The 17,586-nt window shown below is 71.8% G+C and carries 14 protein-coding genes and 1 pseudogene; 10 read left to right on the plus strand and 5 right to left on the minus strand.

The genetic code is table 11. The annotated features are described in order from the left end of the window. Window positions 1-40: 40 nt before the first annotated feature. On the minus strand, window positions 41-844 hold the full coding sequence (locus ACIQHQ_RS29890) for a methyltransferase domain-containing protein (protein ID WP_402617601.1): 804 nt from the start codon (window positions 842-844) through the stop codon (window positions 41-43). A gap of 191 nt (window positions 845-1,035) precedes the next feature. Here ACIQHQ_RS29890 and ACIQHQ_RS29895 point away from each other — a divergent pair, with 191 nt between their 5' ends. The 7 genes from ACIQHQ_RS29895 (at window position 1,036) to ACIQHQ_RS29925 (ending at window position 8,742) form a co-directional block, all read left to right on the plus strand. Then, a complete protein-coding gene (locus tag ACIQHQ_RS29895) occupies window positions 1,036-1,368 on the plus strand; it encodes a hypothetical protein (RefSeq protein WP_402617604.1) in 333 nt (110 codons plus the stop codon). A gap of 158 nt (window positions 1,369-1,526) precedes the next feature. Further along, a complete protein-coding gene (locus ACIQHQ_RS29900) occupies window positions 1,527-3,770 on the plus strand; it encodes an MMPL family transporter (protein ID WP_402617607.1) in 2,244 nt (747 codons plus the stop codon). Continuing rightward, the gene (locus ACIQHQ_RS29905) at window positions 3,748-4,320 is read left to right on the plus strand and encodes a GNAT family N-acetyltransferase (RefSeq protein ID WP_402617609.1); all 573 of its coding nucleotides are present in this window, start codon (window positions 3,748-3,750) and stop codon (window positions 4,318-4,320) included. The genes ACIQHQ_RS29900 and ACIQHQ_RS29905 overlap by 23 nt, the downstream gene beginning before the upstream one ends. A gap of 26 nt (window positions 4,321-4,346) precedes the next feature. Beyond that, window positions 4,347-4,892: a hypothetical protein gene (locus ACIQHQ_RS29910; RefSeq protein ID WP_402617612.1), complete on the plus strand. Its 546-nt coding sequence runs from the start codon at window positions 4,347-4,349 to the stop codon at window positions 4,890-4,892. Between the two features lie 198 nt (window positions 4,893-5,090). Next, window positions 5,091-5,276 (plus strand): hypothetical protein, encoded by a 186-nt coding sequence (locus ACIQHQ_RS29915; RefSeq protein WP_402617615.1) that lies wholly within the window; start codon window positions 5,091-5,093, stop codon window positions 5,274-5,276. A gap of 26 nt (window positions 5,277-5,302) precedes the next feature. Further along, window positions 5,303-8,455: an AAA family ATPase gene (locus ACIQHQ_RS29920; protein ID WP_402618053.1), complete on the plus strand. Its 3,153-nt coding sequence runs from the start codon at window positions 5,303-5,305 to the stop codon at window positions 8,453-8,455. Window positions 8,456-8,514: 59 nt separating this feature from the next. Continuing rightward, window positions 8,515-8,742 carry a DUF6191 domain-containing protein gene (locus ACIQHQ_RS29925; protein ID WP_402617618.1) on the plus strand — a complete coding sequence of 76 codons (228 nt, stop codon included), beginning with the start codon at window positions 8,515-8,517 and terminating at the stop codon, window positions 8,740-8,742. Window positions 8,743-8,763: 21 nt separating this feature from the next. On the opposite strand, the gene ACIQHQ_RS29930 is transcribed toward ACIQHQ_RS29925, so the two are convergent. Together ACIQHQ_RS29930 and ACIQHQ_RS29935 are read right to left on the minus strand one after the other, a co-directional pair. Next, window positions 8,764-9,156: a hypothetical protein gene (locus ACIQHQ_RS29930; RefSeq protein WP_402617620.1), complete on the minus strand. Its 393-nt coding sequence runs from the start codon at window positions 9,154-9,156 to the stop codon at window positions 8,764-8,766. A 954-nt stretch (window positions 9,157-10,110) separates the two neighbouring features. Beyond that, window positions 10,111-10,515 carry a type II toxin-antitoxin system PemK/MazF family toxin gene (locus ACIQHQ_RS29935; protein WP_402617623.1) on the minus strand — a complete coding sequence of 135 codons (405 nt, stop codon included), beginning with the start codon at window positions 10,513-10,515 and terminating at the stop codon, window positions 10,111-10,113. Window positions 10,516-10,648: 133 nt separating this feature from the next. Here ACIQHQ_RS29935 and ACIQHQ_RS29940 point away from each other — a divergent pair. Further along, a pseudogene (locus tag ACIQHQ_RS29940) lies at window positions 10,649-10,816 on the plus strand (IS701 family transposase); the annotation flags it as partial. A 15-nt stretch (window positions 10,817-10,831) separates the two neighbouring features. On the opposite strand, the gene ACIQHQ_RS29945 reads toward ACIQHQ_RS29940, so the two are convergent. Continuing rightward, window positions 10,832-12,001, minus strand: coding sequence for a PQQ-dependent sugar dehydrogenase (locus ACIQHQ_RS29945; protein WP_402617625.1), 1,170 nt, complete (start codon window positions 11,999-12,001; stop codon window positions 10,832-10,834). Window positions 12,002-12,123: 122 nt separating this feature from the next. Further along, on the minus strand, window positions 12,124-13,122 hold the full coding sequence (locus tag ACIQHQ_RS29950) for an aldo/keto reductase (protein ID WP_402617628.1): 999 nt from the start codon (window positions 13,120-13,122) through the stop codon (window positions 12,124-12,126). A 77-nt stretch (window positions 13,123-13,199) separates the two neighbouring features. On the opposite strand from ACIQHQ_RS29950, the gene ACIQHQ_RS29955 reads away from it, so the two are divergent. Further along, window positions 13,200-14,150: a 2-hydroxyacid dehydrogenase gene (locus ACIQHQ_RS29955; protein WP_402617631.1), complete on the plus strand. Its 951-nt coding sequence runs from the start codon at window positions 13,200-13,202 to the stop codon at window positions 14,148-14,150. A gap of 427 nt (window positions 14,151-14,577) precedes the next feature. After that, complete coding sequence (locus ACIQHQ_RS29960; protein ID WP_402617634.1) at window positions 14,578-17,586, plus strand: putative bifunctional diguanylate cyclase/phosphodiesterase; 3,009 nt, start codon at window positions 14,578-14,580, stop codon at window positions 17,584-17,586.

Raw genomic sequence — 17,586 nt, forward strand, 5'->3', positions numbered from 1 at the left:
GGGGGATACGCCGAACCCGGCGCATCCCCCCTCGTCATGCTCAGAGGCGACGACCCACGACCCGGACGAAGCCCAGCGTCTCGCCCCGGTCGAGGCGCAGCATCTCGGCGCACTGTCCGGCCATCCGGACGTGCCACTCGTCCGTGTGCTCCTCGGCCACGACCTCGCACCAGCGCAGCCAGTCGCGCCAGCCGTCCTCCAGCCAGTCGGCCGTCTCGACCTCCACGGCACCGCTGCGGGTCCAGTGGCGCCGCCACCAGCCGGCCGTGTGGAAGCACCAGAACGCGGGCTCCCAGTACGGCTCGAGGTGCTCCGGCGGCTCGACGCCGTCGATCTCCTCGCGCAGCGCCGGTACGACGACGCCGATCCGCCCGCCGGGCTTCAGCAGCCGCGTCAGCTCGGGCAGGTACAGGTCGTCGGTGCCGAAGTACTGGTAGGCGTCGATCGAGACGATCGTGTCGAAGCTGTTCTCGCCGAACGGCAGGTCGTGCGCCTCGGCCAGCACGGGCAGGACGCGGTCGGCGACGCCCGCTTCGGCGATGCGCCCGGCGTTCTCGCCGGGCTTGACCCACAGGTCGGCGGCGGTGACCTGGGCGTCGTACTCCTTGGCGAGGAAGATCGACGTCATGGCGCGGCCGCAGCCCAGGTCGAGCACGCGGGACGCGGGGCTCAGGGCGTCGAGCCCCAGGGCGGGGGCCAGCCACTCCAGCAGCCACAGCGCGTGCGGGCCCATCTGGTTGTCGATGGTCCAGCGGGCGTCGTAGCCGTTGCTGCGCGGATAGCCGGGGTGGCTCACACGGTCAGTAAGGGGGGCGTTCGAGGTCCGGGAAGTGATGTCCGGCATCGGTGGACGGGCTCCTTGAGTCCTTGAGGAAGAAGGGGGATGCGTAGGAGCTCGGTCGGACCGTCAAACAATGCACCTGCTTCGGCCGGGCGGCGGGATGCCGCGGGCAGTCCTCGGACCAGCGGACGCTAACAGCCGGCCCACCGGCCCCGCATCCGGTTTTCCCCGCCCGGCACGCTACCGTCTCGGCCATGAGTGGACGTGCTGATTCCGACACCGGTCCGCAGACGGCGGACGGGGAGACGGTCGCCGGTCAGGACGAGGCCGACGACCTCATGGAAGACGCGCGCCGGGCCCGCTGGACGGCGGCGGCCACCGGCGCCGCACTGACCGTGGCGGGGCTCGCCGCGGCGCTGCTCCGCCTCACCGGTTCCGCACCGGCGCTCGTCCCGGCCGCGTACGCCGGAGGGGCCGCCGTCTGCGCTGCCGCCGCCGTGCTGGGCTCCCGTGGCCGTACCCGGCGCGCGCTGTGGCTGCTGGTCGCGGGCGTGATGGTGATGGCGCTGGGGGACCAGTTCGACTGAGGCCGGAAGCTGTGAATAAGCCCACGAAACCGACAAATGATCTCGTGGGTTTGTCAGAGTGGCAGCGCATTGCTCATGCGTTCTTTGCTGGCCGTTCAGTTCACGTACGACTGTTCCCGGTCAAAGATCCACACAAGGCAACTCCGGGAGCACGTTTCGTGGCAGCCCTCGCACACTGGTGTGTCCAGCGCCGTCTGCTCAGCGTCCTGCTGTGGCTCCTCGCGTTCTCTGGGATCGCCGCGGGCGCCGCCGTCGCCGGCGCCGCGTACTCGAACGACTACCAGGTCCCCGGTACCGAGTCGGGCCGTGCCACCGAGCTGCTGCACGAGGGCTTCCCGCAGCTCGGCGGGGACAGTGACACCGTCGTCTGGCACACCTCCGGCAGCGTCCGCGCCGCCGACGTCGAGCAGACGATGACCCGCACCCTGGACCGGATCGAGAACCTCCCCGGCGTGGCCTCGGTCACCAGCCCTTACGGCGGGCCGGGCGCGGGCCGCATCAGCGAGGACGGCCGCACGGCGTACGCCTCGGTCACCTTCGACGACCGGGCCGAGGACATCGGCAAGGGCGAGGCACAGGCCGTCGTCGACACCGCGAAGAGCGCCGAGACCGACGGGCTCCGGGTGGAGCTGGGCGGCAGCGCCGTCGCGCTCACCGAGTCCTCCGGCGGGCACCTGGCCGAGATCGTCGGCGTGATCGTCGCCGCGGTGGTGCTGTTCCTCGCCTTCGGCTCGCTCGCCGCGTCCCTGCTGCCCATCGCCACCGCCCTGGTCGGCGTCGGCACCGCCTACGCCGGGATCGTGCTGCTCGGGCACGTCATGACCGTCGCCGACTTCGCGCCCATGCTGGGCATGCTGATCGGGCTCGGCGTCGGCATCGACTACGCGCTGTTCATCGTCACCAGACACCGGCGCGGGCTGAAACGAGGGCTGTCCGTCACCGAGGCGGCCACGAACGCCGTCGCGACCACGGGACGGGCGGTCGTCTTCGCGGGTGCCACCGTTTGCATCGCCCTGCTGGGCATGCTGATCCTCCGGCTGAGCTTCCTCAACGGCGTCGCCATAGCGGCGAGCCTCACCGTGATCCTCACCGTGGCCGCCTCCGTGACCCTGCTGCCCGCCCTGCTGTCCTTCATCGGCATGCGTGCGCTCAGCCGCCGTGAGCGCCGCCGCCTCGCGGAGCACGGGCCGGAACCCGAGGTGCCCACCGGCTTCGCGGCCCGCTGGTCGGCCTTCGTGGAGCGCCACCCCAAGGTGCTCGGCGCGGTCGCCCTGGTCGTCATGGCCGTCCTCGCGCTGCCCACCTTCTCCCTGCACCTGGGCACCTCCGACCAGGGCAACGGCCCGAAGACGGCCACCACCCGGCAGGCCTACGACCTCTTGGCCGAGGGCTTCGGCCCGGGGGTGAACGGCCCGCTCACCCTCGTCACGAAGGTCGACGGAGCCGGCGACAGGCTCGCCCTGGACAACCTCGACGGCACCCTCCGCGCCACCGACGGCGTCGCCGCGGTGACCCCGGTGACCTTCGACTCCGGCGGCCACACCGCGTACCTCACCGTCGTCCCGAAGTCCTCCCCGCAGTCGCAAGCGACCAGCGACCTCGTCGACCGGCTGCGTGACGAGGTGCTGCCGCGTGCCGAGGCGGGCACCTCCCTGGACGTGCAGGTGGGCGGCATGACGGCCGGTTACGACGATTTCGCCGACGTCATCGTCTCCAAGCTGCCCGTGTTCGTCGGGGCCGTCATCGGCCTGGGCTGTCTGCTGCTCCTGCTCGCCTTCCGGTCCGTCGGCATCCCGCTGAAGGCCGCCGCGATGAACGTCGCCGCCGTGGCCTCCGCCTTCGGCGTGGTGGTCGCGATCTTCCAATGGGGCTGCGGCAGCGAACTGCTCGGCCTCGGCAGCGCGGGGCCCATAGAGCCCTTCCTGCCCGTGATCATGGTGTCGGTGCTGTTCGGCCTCTCCATGGACTACCAGGTCTTCCTGGTCAGCCGGATGTACGAGGAGTGGCTGGAGACCGGGGACAATCGGCGGGCCGTGCGCGTCGGCCTCGCCGAGACCAGCCGGGTGATCAACTCGGCGGCGGTCATCATGATCTCCGTCTTCCTCGCCTTCGTCCTCAGCGGCGACCGGGTCATCGCCATGTTCGGCATCGCCCTGGCCGCCGCCGTCGCCCTGGACGCCTTCGTCCTGCGCACCCTCCTGGTCCCCGCCCTGATGCACCTGCTCGGCGGGGCCAACTGGTGGCTGCCCCGCTGGCTCGACAAGCGCATGCCGCGCATCAGCATCGAGCCGCCCGAGAGCCGTGCCGCCCATGAGAGGCTGGCCGCCGCGACGGACGCCGAGGTGGCGGACGTCCTGGCGGAGGAGGAGCGGCAGCGGGATGTACGCGATATCCCTGGGTGACGACGTCGAGCTGAAGCCTCTGGAGCCCTGGCACGCCGGAGAGTTCCTGGCGCACCTGGAGCGGGGCCGGGAGTTCATCGGGCGGTACATCCCGTTCGGGACCACCGAGACGGACCTGGCCTCGGCGCGGACGAAGCTCCAGCGGTATGCCGACATGCGCGCCGCCGACACGGGCTCCTTGCACGGCCTGTGGCTGGACGGGACGCTGGTGGGAGGGGTGCTGTTCCTGAACTTCGACGCGGCGACCGGGAACTGCGAGGTCGGCTGCTGGCTGGAGCCCGCCGGAACGGGCCGGGGCCTGGTCACCCGCGCGATGCGGGTCCTCATCGACTGGGCCGTCGAGGAGCGCGGCATCCACCGCGTCGAGTGGGTCGCCGCCTCCGGCAACCAGCCGAGTCTGAACGTGGCGCGGCGGCTCGGTATGACCCGTGACGGTGTGCGGCGCGAGGCACACCCCTATGGTGGCGTACGGCACGATCTCGAAGTCTGGTCGGTGCTGGCACCCGAGTGGCGCGCCGCACGCGCGCGTGCCGCTCACGACGATCATTAAGAGACTTCTCAGACAGCGACCCTACGGTGCGAGGCATGGCAACGAACGCAGTGGACGAGACCGAGGCCACCAAGGCCACGACCGACGAGAGGGCGGTGGACACCACCGAGTCCGACGAGGTGCCCCAGAGCGAGGTCCCGGCCGCGCCCGAGGACGCGCAGACCAAGCAGGAGAGCCCCTCCGGCGTCGGCCAGGGCGCCGCCGCCGTGGTCTCGGCCGCACTGGGCGTCGTCTCGCTCACCGGCAGCTGGATCGGCACCGTGGCGTCCGCGCGCCAGAACCTCATCGGTCAGCTGGAGACGGCGCAGAACGCGGGCGTGGCCCAGCAGATCCAGGCGGTCTACGGCGACGCCTGGCGGACCACCGCCCTGTGGGGCGGTCTGTTCGCGCTGATCGCGCTGGTCGTCGGCGTCGTGACGCTCGCCCGCCCCGCGTTCGGCACGCCCGGCAGGATCCAGGCCTCCTGGATCAAGTCCGTCGCCTGGGCCGGAGTCGCGCTCGGCGTCATCGGCCTGTTCCTGGCCGTGCTCAAGTACACCGGCATCCTGCTCGGACTGCCCTCGGCGAGCTGAGCCGCCGCACATCCCGAGGGGTCTCAGGGGTTCCGTAAGCACCTTACGGAACCTCCTGGGGCCCCTCAGCCGTGTCTAAGGCCTCTCGCACCGCCGAAGATGCGGAACTCTCCCGATGCGGCTGCCCCGCCTGGGAGACGAGAGTGAGGTCATCGCGGAGAAACCCTCCGTGACCGGCCCTCTCACCAAGGACACACCATGTACGAGTACGAGCTCCAGCACGTGCGCACCGCCGACCTCATCCGCCGCGCCGACCACGAACGCCTGGTCCGCGAGGTCGTCGCCGCCCGCCGCGCGGCCCGGCGCTCGACGGAGGAACACTCCGCCGAGCACGAGAGCCATAGTCGCCGTTTCCGCCGGCTCCGCTCCGCCCGGGCGGCGTGAACACCGGGCCGGGACCGGCCACCGTCATGGCCGCCCGCGGGGCAGCGGCCGCCGTTCGCACCGTAACGGCGGCCGCTGCTGCGGCCGTTCACCGGAAAACCGGTGCCGCGCCGTCCGGTCCGCATGCGATGCTCGGGGCCGTGGAGACCAGGTCCGTCAGCCCCGTGTTCGTCGGCCGTGCCGAGGAATTGGGCACGCTGCACGACGCGCTCGTCCGCGCCGGCGAGGGCGAGCCCCAGGCGCTGCTCATCGGCGGGGAGGCCGGAGTCGGCAAGACCCGCCTGGTCGAGGAGTTCGCCGCCGCCGCCCGTCGCCGCGGGGCGGTGATCGCGCTCGGCGGCTGCGTGGAGATCGGCGCCGACGGGCTGCCCTTCGCCCCCTTCTCCACCGCCCTGCGCGCACTGCGCCGCGAACTCCCCGGCGAGCTGGCCACCGCGGCCGCCGGCCAGGAGGAGGAACTGGCCCGCCTGCTGCCCGAACTGGGCGAGTCGAGGGCCGGGCGGCACGACGAGGACGGCATGGCCCGTCTCTTCGAGCTCACCGCACGCCTGCTGGAACGCGTCTCCGCCGAGCACACCGTCGTCCTCGCCCTGGAGGACCTGCACTGGGCCGACGCCTCCACCCGGCATCTGCTCTCGTACCTCCTGCGCACCTTGCGCACCGGCCGCCTCGTCGTCCTCGCCACCTATCGTTCCGACGACATCCACCGCCGCCATCCGCTCCGGCCCCTGCTCGCCGAGCTCGACCGGCTCCGCACGATCCGCCGCCTCGAACTCGCCCGCTTCAACCGCGACGAGGTGTGCCACCAGATCGCCGGGATCCTCGCCCACGATCCCGAACCGGACCAGGTCGACGCGATCTTCGAGCGCTCCGACGGCAACGCCTTCTTCGTCGAGGAACTCGCCGTCGCCGCCCACGAGGGCTGCCGGACCGGCCTGACCGACTCGCTGCGCGATCTGCTGCTCGTCCGCGTCGAGAGGATGCCGGAGCCCGCCCAGCAGGTCGCCCGGATCGTCGCCGAGGGTGGCTCCACCGTCGAATACCGGCTGCTGGCCGCCGTCGCCCGGCTCACCGAGGACGACCTCATCGAGGCGTTGCGGGCCGCCGTGAACGCCGGCATCCTCGCCCCCGCGCCCGGCGGTGACGGCTACCGCTTCCGGCACTCCCTGGTCCGCGAGGCCGTCAGCGACGACCTGCTCCCCGGCGAACGCTCCCGCCTCAACCGCCGCTACGCCGAAGCCCTGGAGAGCGACCCGGCCCTCGTCCCCGCCGACCAGTGGACCACACGCCTGGCCAGCTACTGGTACCACGCCCACGACGCCGCCAAGGCCCTGCCCGCCGTCCTCGAAGCCTCCGTCTCCGCCCGCCGCCGGCACGCCTACGCCGAGCAACTCCGGCTGCTGGAGCGGGCCATGGAACTGTGGGACAGCGCCCCCGACGCCGTACGCCGCACCCTGCGCCCGGTCGACTACGCCGAGGTCTACCCTCCCTGCGGATGCGACCCGGCCACCACCGCCCTGCGCTACCTGGACCTGCTGGCCGAGGCGGCCGTCGCCGGACGGCTCTGCGGGGAACGCGAACGCGCCCTGAAGATCACCAAGCGGGCGCTGCGGCTGCTGGACGAGGAGAGCAGGGCGGACCCCCACCGTGCCGCCTGGTTCTGGATCCAGCGCTCCCGGCTGGTGCAGGGGCTGGCCCGGGGCGACGGCTGGAAGGAGATCGCCACCGCACAGGAACTGGTGCGCGGCCTGCCGCCGTCCGAGGTGCACGCCGAGGTGCTGGCCACGGCAGCCCACTGGTCGATGCTCCACGAACCGGGCCCGGACGCCCTGACGGCCGCCGAACGGGCCGTCGAGTACGCCCGCATGGTCGGCGCCGACGACATCGAGTCCAACGCCCGGCTCACCCTCGGCGGACTGATGGTCGACGCCGGGCAGATCGACACCGGGCTCGGCCACATGTACGACGTCAAGGACGAGGTGGTCGCCCGGGGCCTCGCGGCGATCGTGGGCCGCAGTCATGTGAACCTGCCCTCCGTCCTCGAAGGCGTCGGCCGCTCCGAGGAGGCCGTCGCCATCCTGCGCGAGGGCCTGCGGCTCACGGGGACGATGGGGCTGCGGGACGCCGAGGCCTGGATCTGGAGCAACCTCGCCGAATCGCTCATCTCCCTCGGCCGCTGGGACGAGGCCGTCGAGGCCGCCGGCAACGCCCAGCGGCGCGGACAGACGGCCGGTCCGCACGGGTCCGGCGCCAACTGCCTGGCCTTCCTGGCGCTCGCGCGCGGGCAGCTGTCCGAGGCGGCCCGCCATCTCGCCCAGGGCCGCGCCGCCTACGGCCCGCACGACCCCATGCCGCAGCACGACCTGCCGATCTCCTGGCTCACCATCGCGCTCGCCGCCGCCGAGGGACGCCTGGCCGACGCCCGCGCCGAACTCGTCCGCACCCTGGAACCGGGCTTCCCGCTCGGCACCCAGCGCTACGCCTGGCCCCTGCTGCTCGAAGCGGCCACCGCCGAGGCCGACTCCCGGGCGCTGCCGGCCGCCCGCGAGGGCCGCGAGGACGTTCTGGACGGCATCCTCGGGGCCGTCAAGCGCCTCACCACCCATGCCCCCGTCTGGCTCGCCCACGAGCAGTGGGTCCGCGCCGAACTGCACCGCGCCGAGGGCCGGAGCACCCCGGACGGCTGGTCCGAGGTGGTCGCCGCGTTCGAACCCCTTGACCGGCCCTACGACCTCGCCCGCGTCCGCTACCGCCTGGCCGATTCCCTGCTGGCGGTCGGCGGCGAGGACGAGCGTGAGCGCGCCACGGAACTGCTCCGCCTCACCCACACCGTCGCCGGCCACCTCGGTGCCCGGCCGCTCGCCGACGCCGCCCGGGCGCTCGGCCGGCGCGCCCGCCTCCCGCTCACGCGTGCCGGGGAACCGGGCCCCGCGGCGGCCGACCCCGTCGAGGCCCTCGGCCTCACCAGCCGGGAACGGGACGTGCTCCGCCTGGTCGCCGCCGGCCACACCAACCGCCGGATAGCGCAGGAGCTGTTCATCTCGCCGAAGACCGCGAGCGTGCACGTCTCCAACATCCTCGGCAAGCTCGGGGTCTCCGGGCGGGGCGAGGCCGCGGCGGTGGCTCACCGGCTGGGGCTGTTCCCGGCCGAAATGCTCATGCCCGGTCCGGCGGGCTGAGGCCTACGCTGTAAGGGGCGTCGCGGATGCCGCGGGCCCCGCGGCCCTGGGAGGCTTCGTTGTTCAACGTGTTCGAGGAACTGTTCTCACCCGGGCGCAAGCACACCCGCGACGAGCAGAACCGCCTGGAACTGACCCGCGAGGACGTCGGGGACGGCGATCCCGGACGCGGGCCGATAGATCTCACGTCCGGGAAGGTCGTCGTACGCCCGCCCGAGGAGGAGCCGGAGCACCCGGTGGACCCGGTGGACCGCAGTGGGAGGAGGCAGCCGGGCGCCATACGATGACGCCCACGAGTGGGGAGCAGCTCACCGAGGAGGCGTTCCGGTGGCCGCCGCAACCGGCCTGGTGACTCCCTCTCGCTTCACGGCGATCTCGAACATCGGGGCGCCCTGCCGGTCGGCGAACTCCAGCTTTCCGCCCCCTTCTGGGACGACGGCCCTGCCGCTGCCGGTGACGGTCTCGCCCGGTCGCGGGTCGGGCTCGCCGCCGAGATCGTCGTCGACGCCCAGAAGCAGGTCCGGCCCTGTCACCTGGCCGCCCGACGTCCACCGCTGCGCCACCGTCAGCGGGTAGAGGTCGAACTCGTCCGGGCCGGGGTTCGTAACCTTCATCGTCCAGATGACGAACTGCTCACCAGGGTCCGCCTCCTGCACCGAGGCAGGGTTGTCCTGCGACCGGTGGACCGTGGTCACGTCCACGTCGCGAAGGGTCACTTCGGCTGCACCGGCAGGAATCGGCCTGGCGACCCGCGCCGACGAGGTGGAGATGCTGACGGTCTGTCCCACGGCCAGCCTCGGGATGCTGCTGCCGTTCGGGAACCAGGCCCTCCCTGTAGAGGCCGTTGAGCCGTCGGTCGGCACGCCGGCTTAGCCGATGCGGCGCCCGTACGCGTCCTGCACGGCTCGACGAGCGATTCCGCCGTCAGAAATGACGCTTTAGAACTCCGGGGCTCCCGTCACATCCCGCCCAGTCCGCACCCGGTAGGAGATGCGCAACCCTTCAGGCCCGGAAGCCCGGATGCTGCCCCAAGGAATGGTCTGCCCGAACTTGAGCCCTGTGAAGTTGGGGTCATCCACCACATCCAGCTTCACCCCATTCAGGCGCCGACTGAGAGTGAGGGTATCGCGGGGTTCCTTGATCTCGACTGTGCACTGCCTGGACACGGCAACGTCAAGCACTTCCAGACCGCTGTGCCCAATAGTGCGCACTTTGTCACGGACCGCCATAAAGAGTCCTTTCATTCCGGCACCGCCGCCAGACAAGAGCTACCTCTGAGCCTGTACGACGCCTGGCGACGGCGCGCACCGGGACACACGAACGGGTGACAGCCACCGAGCGGCCGATGCCGCGCTGGTCAGGGCAGTAGGGCCGCGGTGCGGCATCTCCCCCTGCTGGGTCTCGTCGACGCCCCTGGTCGCTCCGAGTTGCTTCAACGGGCCACCCGCAGCCCGGGCTGTGGCCACTCGTACGTGCGGGTGCTGACCCTGGCGTCCCCGAGCAGGTCGACCTCGACCTGGTAGCGGACTGTTTCCAGCAGCGACCACCCTCGCCGGTGCCGATCAGAGGAAGAGCCTGCACTTCTGCCTACCGCAAGCGTGGATCATCTCGCCCGGGATCGCCCATGCCGTCGCGGGCGTCGGCTCCTTCTCCTTCTACCCGAGTTCACCGCGACGGAGGGCGTCCCTTGTCTCGCTGAGCTTCACGGTCGTTGCCGGGGTCCGCTCCTGTGCCTGTTCAGCGAGGCGGAGGGCATCGTCGATCTCGCTGAGCTTCCTGGAGGACAGGACGGCCGCCCGCTCTATCAGGTCGTCCCGGGACACGGTGGTCAGCCACGTGCACGGGGTGAAGCCTGGACGCGGGAACGCGAGCCGCAGCACGCCTTCGAGCGGCAGCCCTTCACCGGCGCCGACCGGCACTTCGATGCCCAGACCGCTGATGTCGAAGCCCGCCGGGGCGACGACCTGCATCACCTGGAACCCGGACGCGTCGTCTCCTGACAGCAGTACGACCAACCTCCGCTCGTCGAACTGGACCCACCAGACTTCGCCACGTTGCACAAGCCCTCCGATACACAGGACGGCAGGCAGACGCTGCGCGACCTGACGCGGTGTGGAGACGGGTGTGGCCACCGTTGATCATCGGTGCGTGAAGACAAACGATCATGCGGTGGCCGCAGGCCCAGCGTAGATGGCCGCCGGCCTCGGTGACCATACGGAGTTCGCGACCAAGCCGGAGCCGGCCGCTCGCATGGTCACCCGATTCCTCGACGCCGGCCATCGGGCCGCCTGGGTCGCGGGAGACGAGGTCTACGGCGGCAACCCGAGGCCGCGCAGCACGCTGGAGGAACGCGGCACCGGCGGGGGACCCGGGGGTCTAGCCCACCTTCAGTTCGAGGATCCGGTCGTCCCCGTCCTTCGGGTCGCCCCGGCCGTCCGTGTTGCTGGTCACCAGCCACAGCCGGTCGCCGCCCGCGGGCACCACCGTGCGCAGCCGGCCGTACTCGCCCTCCAGGAAGGCCTGCGGTTCGGCCGAGGCCTCGGTGCCGTTCAGCGGGATGCGCCACAGCCGCTTGCCGCGCAGCCCCGCCATCCAGATCGACCCCTCGGCGTAGGCGATGCCGCTGGGGGAGGCCTCGGCCGTGCTCCACTGGTCGACCGGGTTGTGGAACCGCTTGTCGTCGGACCGGCCCTCGGCCTCCGGCCAGCCGTAGTTGTCCCCTGGCTTGATCGCGTTGAGTTCGTCCCAGGTGTCCTGCCCGAACTCCGCGGCGAACAGCCGTTGCCTGCCGTCCCAGGCGAGACCCTGCACATTGCGGTGCCCGTACGAGTACACCGGGGAGTCCGGGTACGGGTTGCCCGGCGCCGGTTCGCCCTCCGGGGTCAGGCGCAGGATCTTGCCGCCCACGGAGTCCTTGTCCTGGGACAGGCCGGTCTCGCCGCTCTCGCCCGTGCCCACGTACAGCATCTTGTCCGGGCCGAACGCGATGCGGCCGCCGTTGTGGACGAAGCCCTTGGGGATGCCTTTGAAGATCGTGTCGGGCGCACCGAGCCGCTCACCGGCGGGCTTCCGCTCGTCGTGGATCATACGGACGATGCGGTTGTCGGAGGCCGAGGTGAAGTAGGCATAGACCATGTGGTCCGACGCGTAGTCGGGGGACAGGGCGAGGCCGAGGAGACCGCCCTCGCCGGCCGCCGAGACTCCCGGCACCTCGCCCACTTCGGTCTTCTTGCCGGTTTTCTCGTCGACCCGGAGGATCGTCCCGTCGTCCCGGGAGGCGACGAGGAGCCCGCCGCCCGGCAGCTCAGCGAGCCCCCAGGGGGACTTCAGGCCCTCGGCGACGGTGCGCACCACCTTCACCGAACCCTGGGCGGGAGGCGTCTCCTCGGCGGGCTGCCCCGGCGGGGCGGACGACGGCGCCGTACGGCCGGGGGACGAGCTGTCGTCGGCACCGGACGGCCCTCCGCCGTCGTTGGAGCAACCGGCCGTCAGCAGGAGCGCGGCGGCGGCCAGCACGGCCGGGACGGCTCGACGATGCACGATCATGGTCCCTTCGACGGGGCAGGTCCTCTCCCTGTCATACACCGCTCGTGGCTCTGAGGTTCCCGATCACGCAAGGCCGAACCGGGAACGCGGGATTTGCCCGAAACGCGCCCGGTGGGACCGGCTCAGTCCCACGACCCCTGGGCCGGGGGCAGCCGGGCTATCTCCTGGAGATCGTCGAGGGTCAGGCGCAGTGCCGTGGCGGCCGTGTTCTCCGTGACCCAGCGCTCCTGCTTGGTGCCGGGGACGGGGACCACGTGCGGGCCCTGGGCCAGCACCCACGCGAGGGCGACCTGGGCGGGCGTGACGTCCGCGCCGTGCCGGCGGGCCACGCGGCGCAGGCCCGCGACGAACGGCTGGTTCGCGGCCATCATCTCGGCGGTGAAGCGGGGGTGGCGGGCGCGCAGGTCGTCCGCCTCGAAGCCCGCGCCGGGCCGCAGCCTGCCGGTCAGGAAGCCGTTGCCCAGCGGCATCGCGGCGAGGAAGCCCACGCCCCGCGTCTGGCACCACGGCAGCAGCGTCTCCAGCGCCTCCGGCGACCACACCGACAGCTCCGCCTCCACCGCGCTCACCGGGAAGACCTGCTGCACGCGCTCCAGCTGCCGGATCGTCCCGTCGTGCAGCCGGGCCCCGGCACGGCGGCCGGCTCGCGCGCCGACCGCGCACAGGCCCAACGCCCGTACTTTTCCGGCCTGGACGAGCTCCGCCATCGCACCCCAGGTCTCCTCGACCGGCACCTCGGGGTCGGCCCGGTGCAGCTGGTAGAGGTCTATGACGTCCGTCTGGAGCCGCCGCAGTGACGCGTCACAGGCCCGCTTCACATACCTGGGGCGGCCGTTGGCGACGATGTGCTGGTCGCCCACGAGCAGCCCGACCTTCGTCGACACGAACGCGTCGGACCGCCGCTCCTTCAACGCCCGCCCCACCAGCAGCTCGTTGGTGAAGGGGCCGTACATGTCGGCCGTGTCCAGCAGGGACGCGCCCAGGTCGAGCGCCCGGTGCACCGCCCTGAGCGACTCGTCGCCGCGTCGCCGCGACGCGCTGTAGGCCCAGCTCATCGGCATGCATCCGAGTCCGACGGCCCCCACCGCGAGCGCCGCCGCGCCGATCGTCCTGCGCTCCACCTGGTCGTGACCCTCCCTGTTCCGGCCACCCCAACCTAACCTCTGCCGTCACACGCTCCTGACATAGCCTCCAGAGCATGACTGCTGACGTGTGGCTGCCCATCCCGCCGGGCGAGATCGAGGGACTCCCCGAGGGTCCGGAGTACCGGTTCTGGAACGGCGCCGAGGACTTCCCCGCGGACCCGGCCGACTGCGCCTTCTACGTCGTCCCCTACATGAAGCCCAGCCCGCTGTGCGTGCGTCCCCTGGGGCGGATGAGCAACGTGCGGGTCGTGCAGACCCTCTCCGCCGGCATCGACCACGTGGAGCCGGGGCTCGGGCACCTGCCCGCGGGCGTGCGGCTGTGCAACGCACGTGGGGTGCACGAGGCCAGCACCGGTGAGCTCGCCCTCGCGCTGATCCTCGCCTCGCTGCGCGGGATCCCCGACTTCGTCCGTGCACAGGACCGGGGGGAGTGGCTCGGCGGGTTCCGGCCGGCGCTCGCCGACAAGAACGTCCTCATCGTGGGATACGGCTCGATCGGCGAGGCCATCGAGGATCGGCTCGTTCCGTTCGAGGTGGCGCGGGTGGCGCGCGTCGCGCGCTCCGAGCGCACCACGGCGCGCGGGCCGGTGCATCCGCTCACCCAACTCCCCGCCCTGCTGCCGGAGGCGGACATCGTCATCCTGTCGACCCCGCTCAACGAATCCACCCGTGGCCTGGCCGGAGCCGACTTCCTGTCCCGGATGAAGGACGGCGCGCTCCTCGTCAACGTCGCCCGCGGCCCCGTCGTCGACACCAAGGCCCTGCTCGCCGAGCTGGAGGGCGGCCGCATCACCGCCGCCCTCGACGTCACCGATCCGGAGCCGCTGGCGCGCGAACACCCCTTGTGGCGTGCGCCGGGGGTACTCATCAGCCCTCATGTCGGCGGCCCCACCTCCGCGTTCCTTCCGCGCGCCAAGCGGCTCCTGGTGGACCAGTTGCGCCGATATGTGAACCGGGAGCCGCTCCGCAACGTGATCCTCACGACGGGTGCATCAACGGACTGAGAGACCTCCGAGCACCGTCCGCAATCCTTCGGGTGCGGTGGGTACTCATATATTTGTTGATCGTCACGGAGCGTAGAGAACCTATGTCCCTGAGTGACGAGACTGGTGTATCGTCCCGACAGGGGCTGCGCCGGGGACTGTTCGGCGCCGGGGACGGACACTTCGGACTGTGAGGGGGGAGACAGGCGATGCACGGCCTTTGGACGAGCGATCCGACGGGGCGGGGCGGCCGGCGGCGACCCTGGTGGACGACCGCCGGCGGACGCGGTCACCACGCCGGTCACGGCGGCCACCACACCCACCACGGTGAACGCCGCAGCGGACACCACACCGAACAGAGCCGTCGCCGCCGCAGGGCCGGCAGCCGCAGAAGGCACGACCAGCCGGTTCACCGGGACCCGGGAGCGGCGTGGACCGGGAGGACCCGGTGAGCGCGCCCCCCACCCCCACGCTGGACGGAGCGCTGCGGGCGCAGCCTTCGTCACCGGACGCGCTGCTGCCTCGCACTCCGGTCTCCGGCCGCCGGTCGGGGCCGGCCCTCCAACTCGTCCTCGCCCTGGTCTGCGCGGGATACGTCCTCGGGGCCGCGCTCGGCTGGGGTTCGTACGAAGTGGCCCTGTTCATGGGTGACTTCGGGCTGAGCGCCGCAGCCGGCACCGCCGCCGTCTCGTGCTTCCTCTACGCCCGCCGCCGCGCCACCCGCTTTCGACCCGCCTGGCTGCTGTTCGGCCTGTCCTCGACCATGGCCGCCTTGGGCAACCTGGTCTGGGGGTGGTACGAGGTGGTCCTGGGACTGCCCGTGCCCAGTCCCAGCTACGCCGACCTGTTCTTCCTCTGCTTCGCGCCGCCCGCCATCGTCGGGCTGCTCGTGCTCGCGAAGCGGCCGGTGACCAAGGCCGGCTGGGTCTGTCTCGGGCTGGACGCCTGGCTGATCGGCGGCTCGTTGCTCACGCTGGCGTGGAGCCTCGCCCTCGCCCAGGCCGCGAAGTCGGAAGGACCCGGCGTGGCGCAGATCGCGTTGTCGCTGGCGTATCCGCTGCTCGACATCGCGCTGGTCAGCATGGTGCTCGCCCTGCACTTCAGGCGGTCCGCGGTGAACCGCTCCGCGGTCAACACCGCCATCGGCGCCCTCGCGCTGACCGTGATGTGCGACGCCCTGTTCACCTCGCCGCTCATGCAGCACGACTACCGCTCCGGCCAGCTGCTCGACGCGGGCTGGTTCGCGGGCTCGCTGCTCCTGGCGTACGCCCCGTGGGCGGGGCCCCGCGCGAGCGCCGACCGGTATGGCCCGGACCGGCGCGGCACGGGGCACACCCGCGTGGTGCACGAGCACGTGCCCGGGCAGCGCAGCGGACCCCACCACCAGGCGCCGCTGCCCGAGGCCGAGCACAGCCGGTACGCGGCCGCCCGGCCCACCGCCGGCTCCCTCGCCGCCCTCACGCCGTATCTCGCGGCCGCCGTGTGCACCCTGGGCATCCTCTACAACGTCCTCAACGGCCGCAGCGTCGACCGCGTGGTCCTGCTGACCGGGGGCACCGTGGTGCTCGCGCTCGTCGTGCGCCAGGGCATCATGCTGCTCGACAACATCACCCTCACCCAGGAGCTGGCGCAGAAGGAGAACCACTTCCGCTCCCTGGTGCAGGGCTCCAGCGACGTCATCATGATCGCCGCTCCCAGCGGCGTCCTCAGGTATGTCTCCCCGGCCGCCGCCGGGGTGTACGGCCGCTCGGCGGAGGAGCTGGTGGGTACGGAACTGGCCAACCTGATCCACCCCGAGGACCTGGGCTGCGTCGTGCACGAGGTGCGCAGATTCCTCGCCGCCCATCCCGCCGAGGAACCCACCACCCGCATCGAGTGCCGCTTCCGCTCGGGTGACGGAGGCTGGCTGAACGTCGAGTCGACCATCAACCGCCATCACGGCGGCCTCATCTTCAACAGCCGGGACGTGACCGAACGGGTTCGGCTCCAGGCCCAGTTGCAGCACAACGCCGAACACGACCCGCTCACGGACCTGCCCAACCGCGCCCTGTTCACCAAGCGCGTCCAGCACGCCCTCTCGGGCCGCCGCGCCTGCGACCGGGGTGTGGCCCTGCGGAACACGGCCGTGCTCTTCATCGACCTCGACGGCTTCAAGGCCGTCAACGACACGATCGGGCACCAGGCCGGGGACGAGCTGCTCGTCCAGGCCGCGCGCAGACTCCAGGAATCCGTCCGGCACGGCGACACCGCCTCCCGGCTCGGCGGAGACGAGTTCGCGGCTCTGATCGCCGGGGACAACACCCGCGACCGGGACGCCCGGGAGCGGCACATCCTGGAGCTCGCCGACCGCCTCAGGACGACGCTGTCCCAGCCCTACCTCATCGACGGCAACGATGTCCGGGTCAACGCCTCCATCGGCGTGGCCTTCGCGGACGCCGGCCTCGGCGCGGGCGAACTGCTGCGCAACGCCGACCTGGCCATGTACCGCGCCAAGGCCGGCGGCAAGGGACGCGTCGAGCTGTACAAGCCGCAGATGCAGCAGGACGTCGTCCGCAAGGCGGAGCTGGCCACCCGTCTGCGGGCCGCGCTGCACGACGGGGAGTTCGCCCTGCTGCACCAGCCGGTGGTGTCCCTGGAGGACGGCCGGATCACGTCGGTGTCCGCGCAGGCGCGCTGGCGCTCCTCGCAGGGGGTGCTCTTCACCCCCGCGGAGTTCCTGCGGGTTGCCGAGGACAGCGACAAGACCGCCGAGCTGGGCCGCTGGATGATCGAGGAGGCCGTCGAGCAGGCCGCCGAGCGGCACGAGACCGGGATGTCCGTGCCGGTCGTCATCCGGATGAGTGCCCGTCGGCTGCTGGACCGGTCGATGCCTCTGGGCTCGATCGAGGCGCTGCTCACGCGGCACGGGTTGCCGCCCGGGTCGCTGATCATCGAGCTGTCGGACGCCGACCCCAGGGTCTCGCTGGACGAGCTGGAGCGCCGCCTGAGCGCCCTGCGGCGGGTCGGCGTACGGATCTCGCTCGACGGGTTCGGCAGCGGCTACGCGGCGATCACGGCCCTCAGGCGGCTCCCCGTCGACGTCCTGAAGCTCGACCGCGGTCTGGTCGAGGGCGTCGTCGAGTCCGCGCGGCTCTACAAGATCACCAACGGGCTGCTGCGCATCGCCGGCGACCTCGGGCTGAAGTCCGTGGCCGAAGGGGTGGATCTGCCCGAGCAGGTCATCGCCCTGCGCACGATGGGCTGCACGCACGGGCAGGGCATGGCGTTCTCCGGGCCCCTCGACGAGTACCGGCTGCGCCGGGCGCTCGCTTCCGGCCACTATCCGGTGCCCAACGGGCCGGTCGAACCGGCCTTCGCGGGAGGCACTCCGCGGGTGTACGGCTCGGGGGTGTCCGCCGTCATCGGAGGCGGCGCGGCCCTTCGTTCACATAATGAGACTCCCGTCCCACCCACTTGA

It is taken from the genome of Streptomyces sp. NPDC092370, assembly GCF_044755265.1.
GTDB lineage: Bacteria > Actinomycetota > Actinomycetes > Streptomycetales > Streptomycetaceae > Streptomyces.

What these genes read in the sequence shown, in the direction of transcription:
- ACIQHQ_RS29945 (WP_402617625.1), bottom strand. Translation starts at nt 12,001, where the DNA reads ATGATCGTGCATCGTCGAGCCGTCCCGGCCGTGCTGGCCGCCGCCGCG.
- ACIQHQ_RS29915 (WP_402617615.1), top strand. Translation starts at nt 5,091, where the DNA reads ATGTACGAGTACGAGCTCCAGCACGTGCGCACCGCCGACCTCATCCGC.
- ACIQHQ_RS29955 (WP_402617631.1), top strand. Translation starts at nt 13,200, where the DNA reads ATGACTGCTGACGTGTGGCTGCCCATCCCGCCGGGCGAGATCGAGGGA.
- ACIQHQ_RS29905 (WP_402617609.1), top strand. Translation starts at nt 3,748, where the DNA reads ATGTACGCGATATCCCTGGGTGACGACGTCGAGCTGAAGCCTCTGGAG.
- ACIQHQ_RS29920 (WP_402618053.1), top strand. Translation starts at nt 5,303, where the DNA reads ATGGCCGCCCGCGGGGCAGCGGCCGCCGTTCGCACCGTAACGGCGGCC.
- ACIQHQ_RS29890 (WP_402617601.1), bottom strand. Translation starts at nt 844, where the DNA reads ATGCCGGACATCACTTCCCGGACCTCGAACGCCCCCCTTACTGACCGT.
- ACIQHQ_RS29895 (WP_402617604.1), top strand. Translation starts at nt 1,036, where the DNA reads ATGAGTGGACGTGCTGATTCCGACACCGGTCCGCAGACGGCGGACGGG.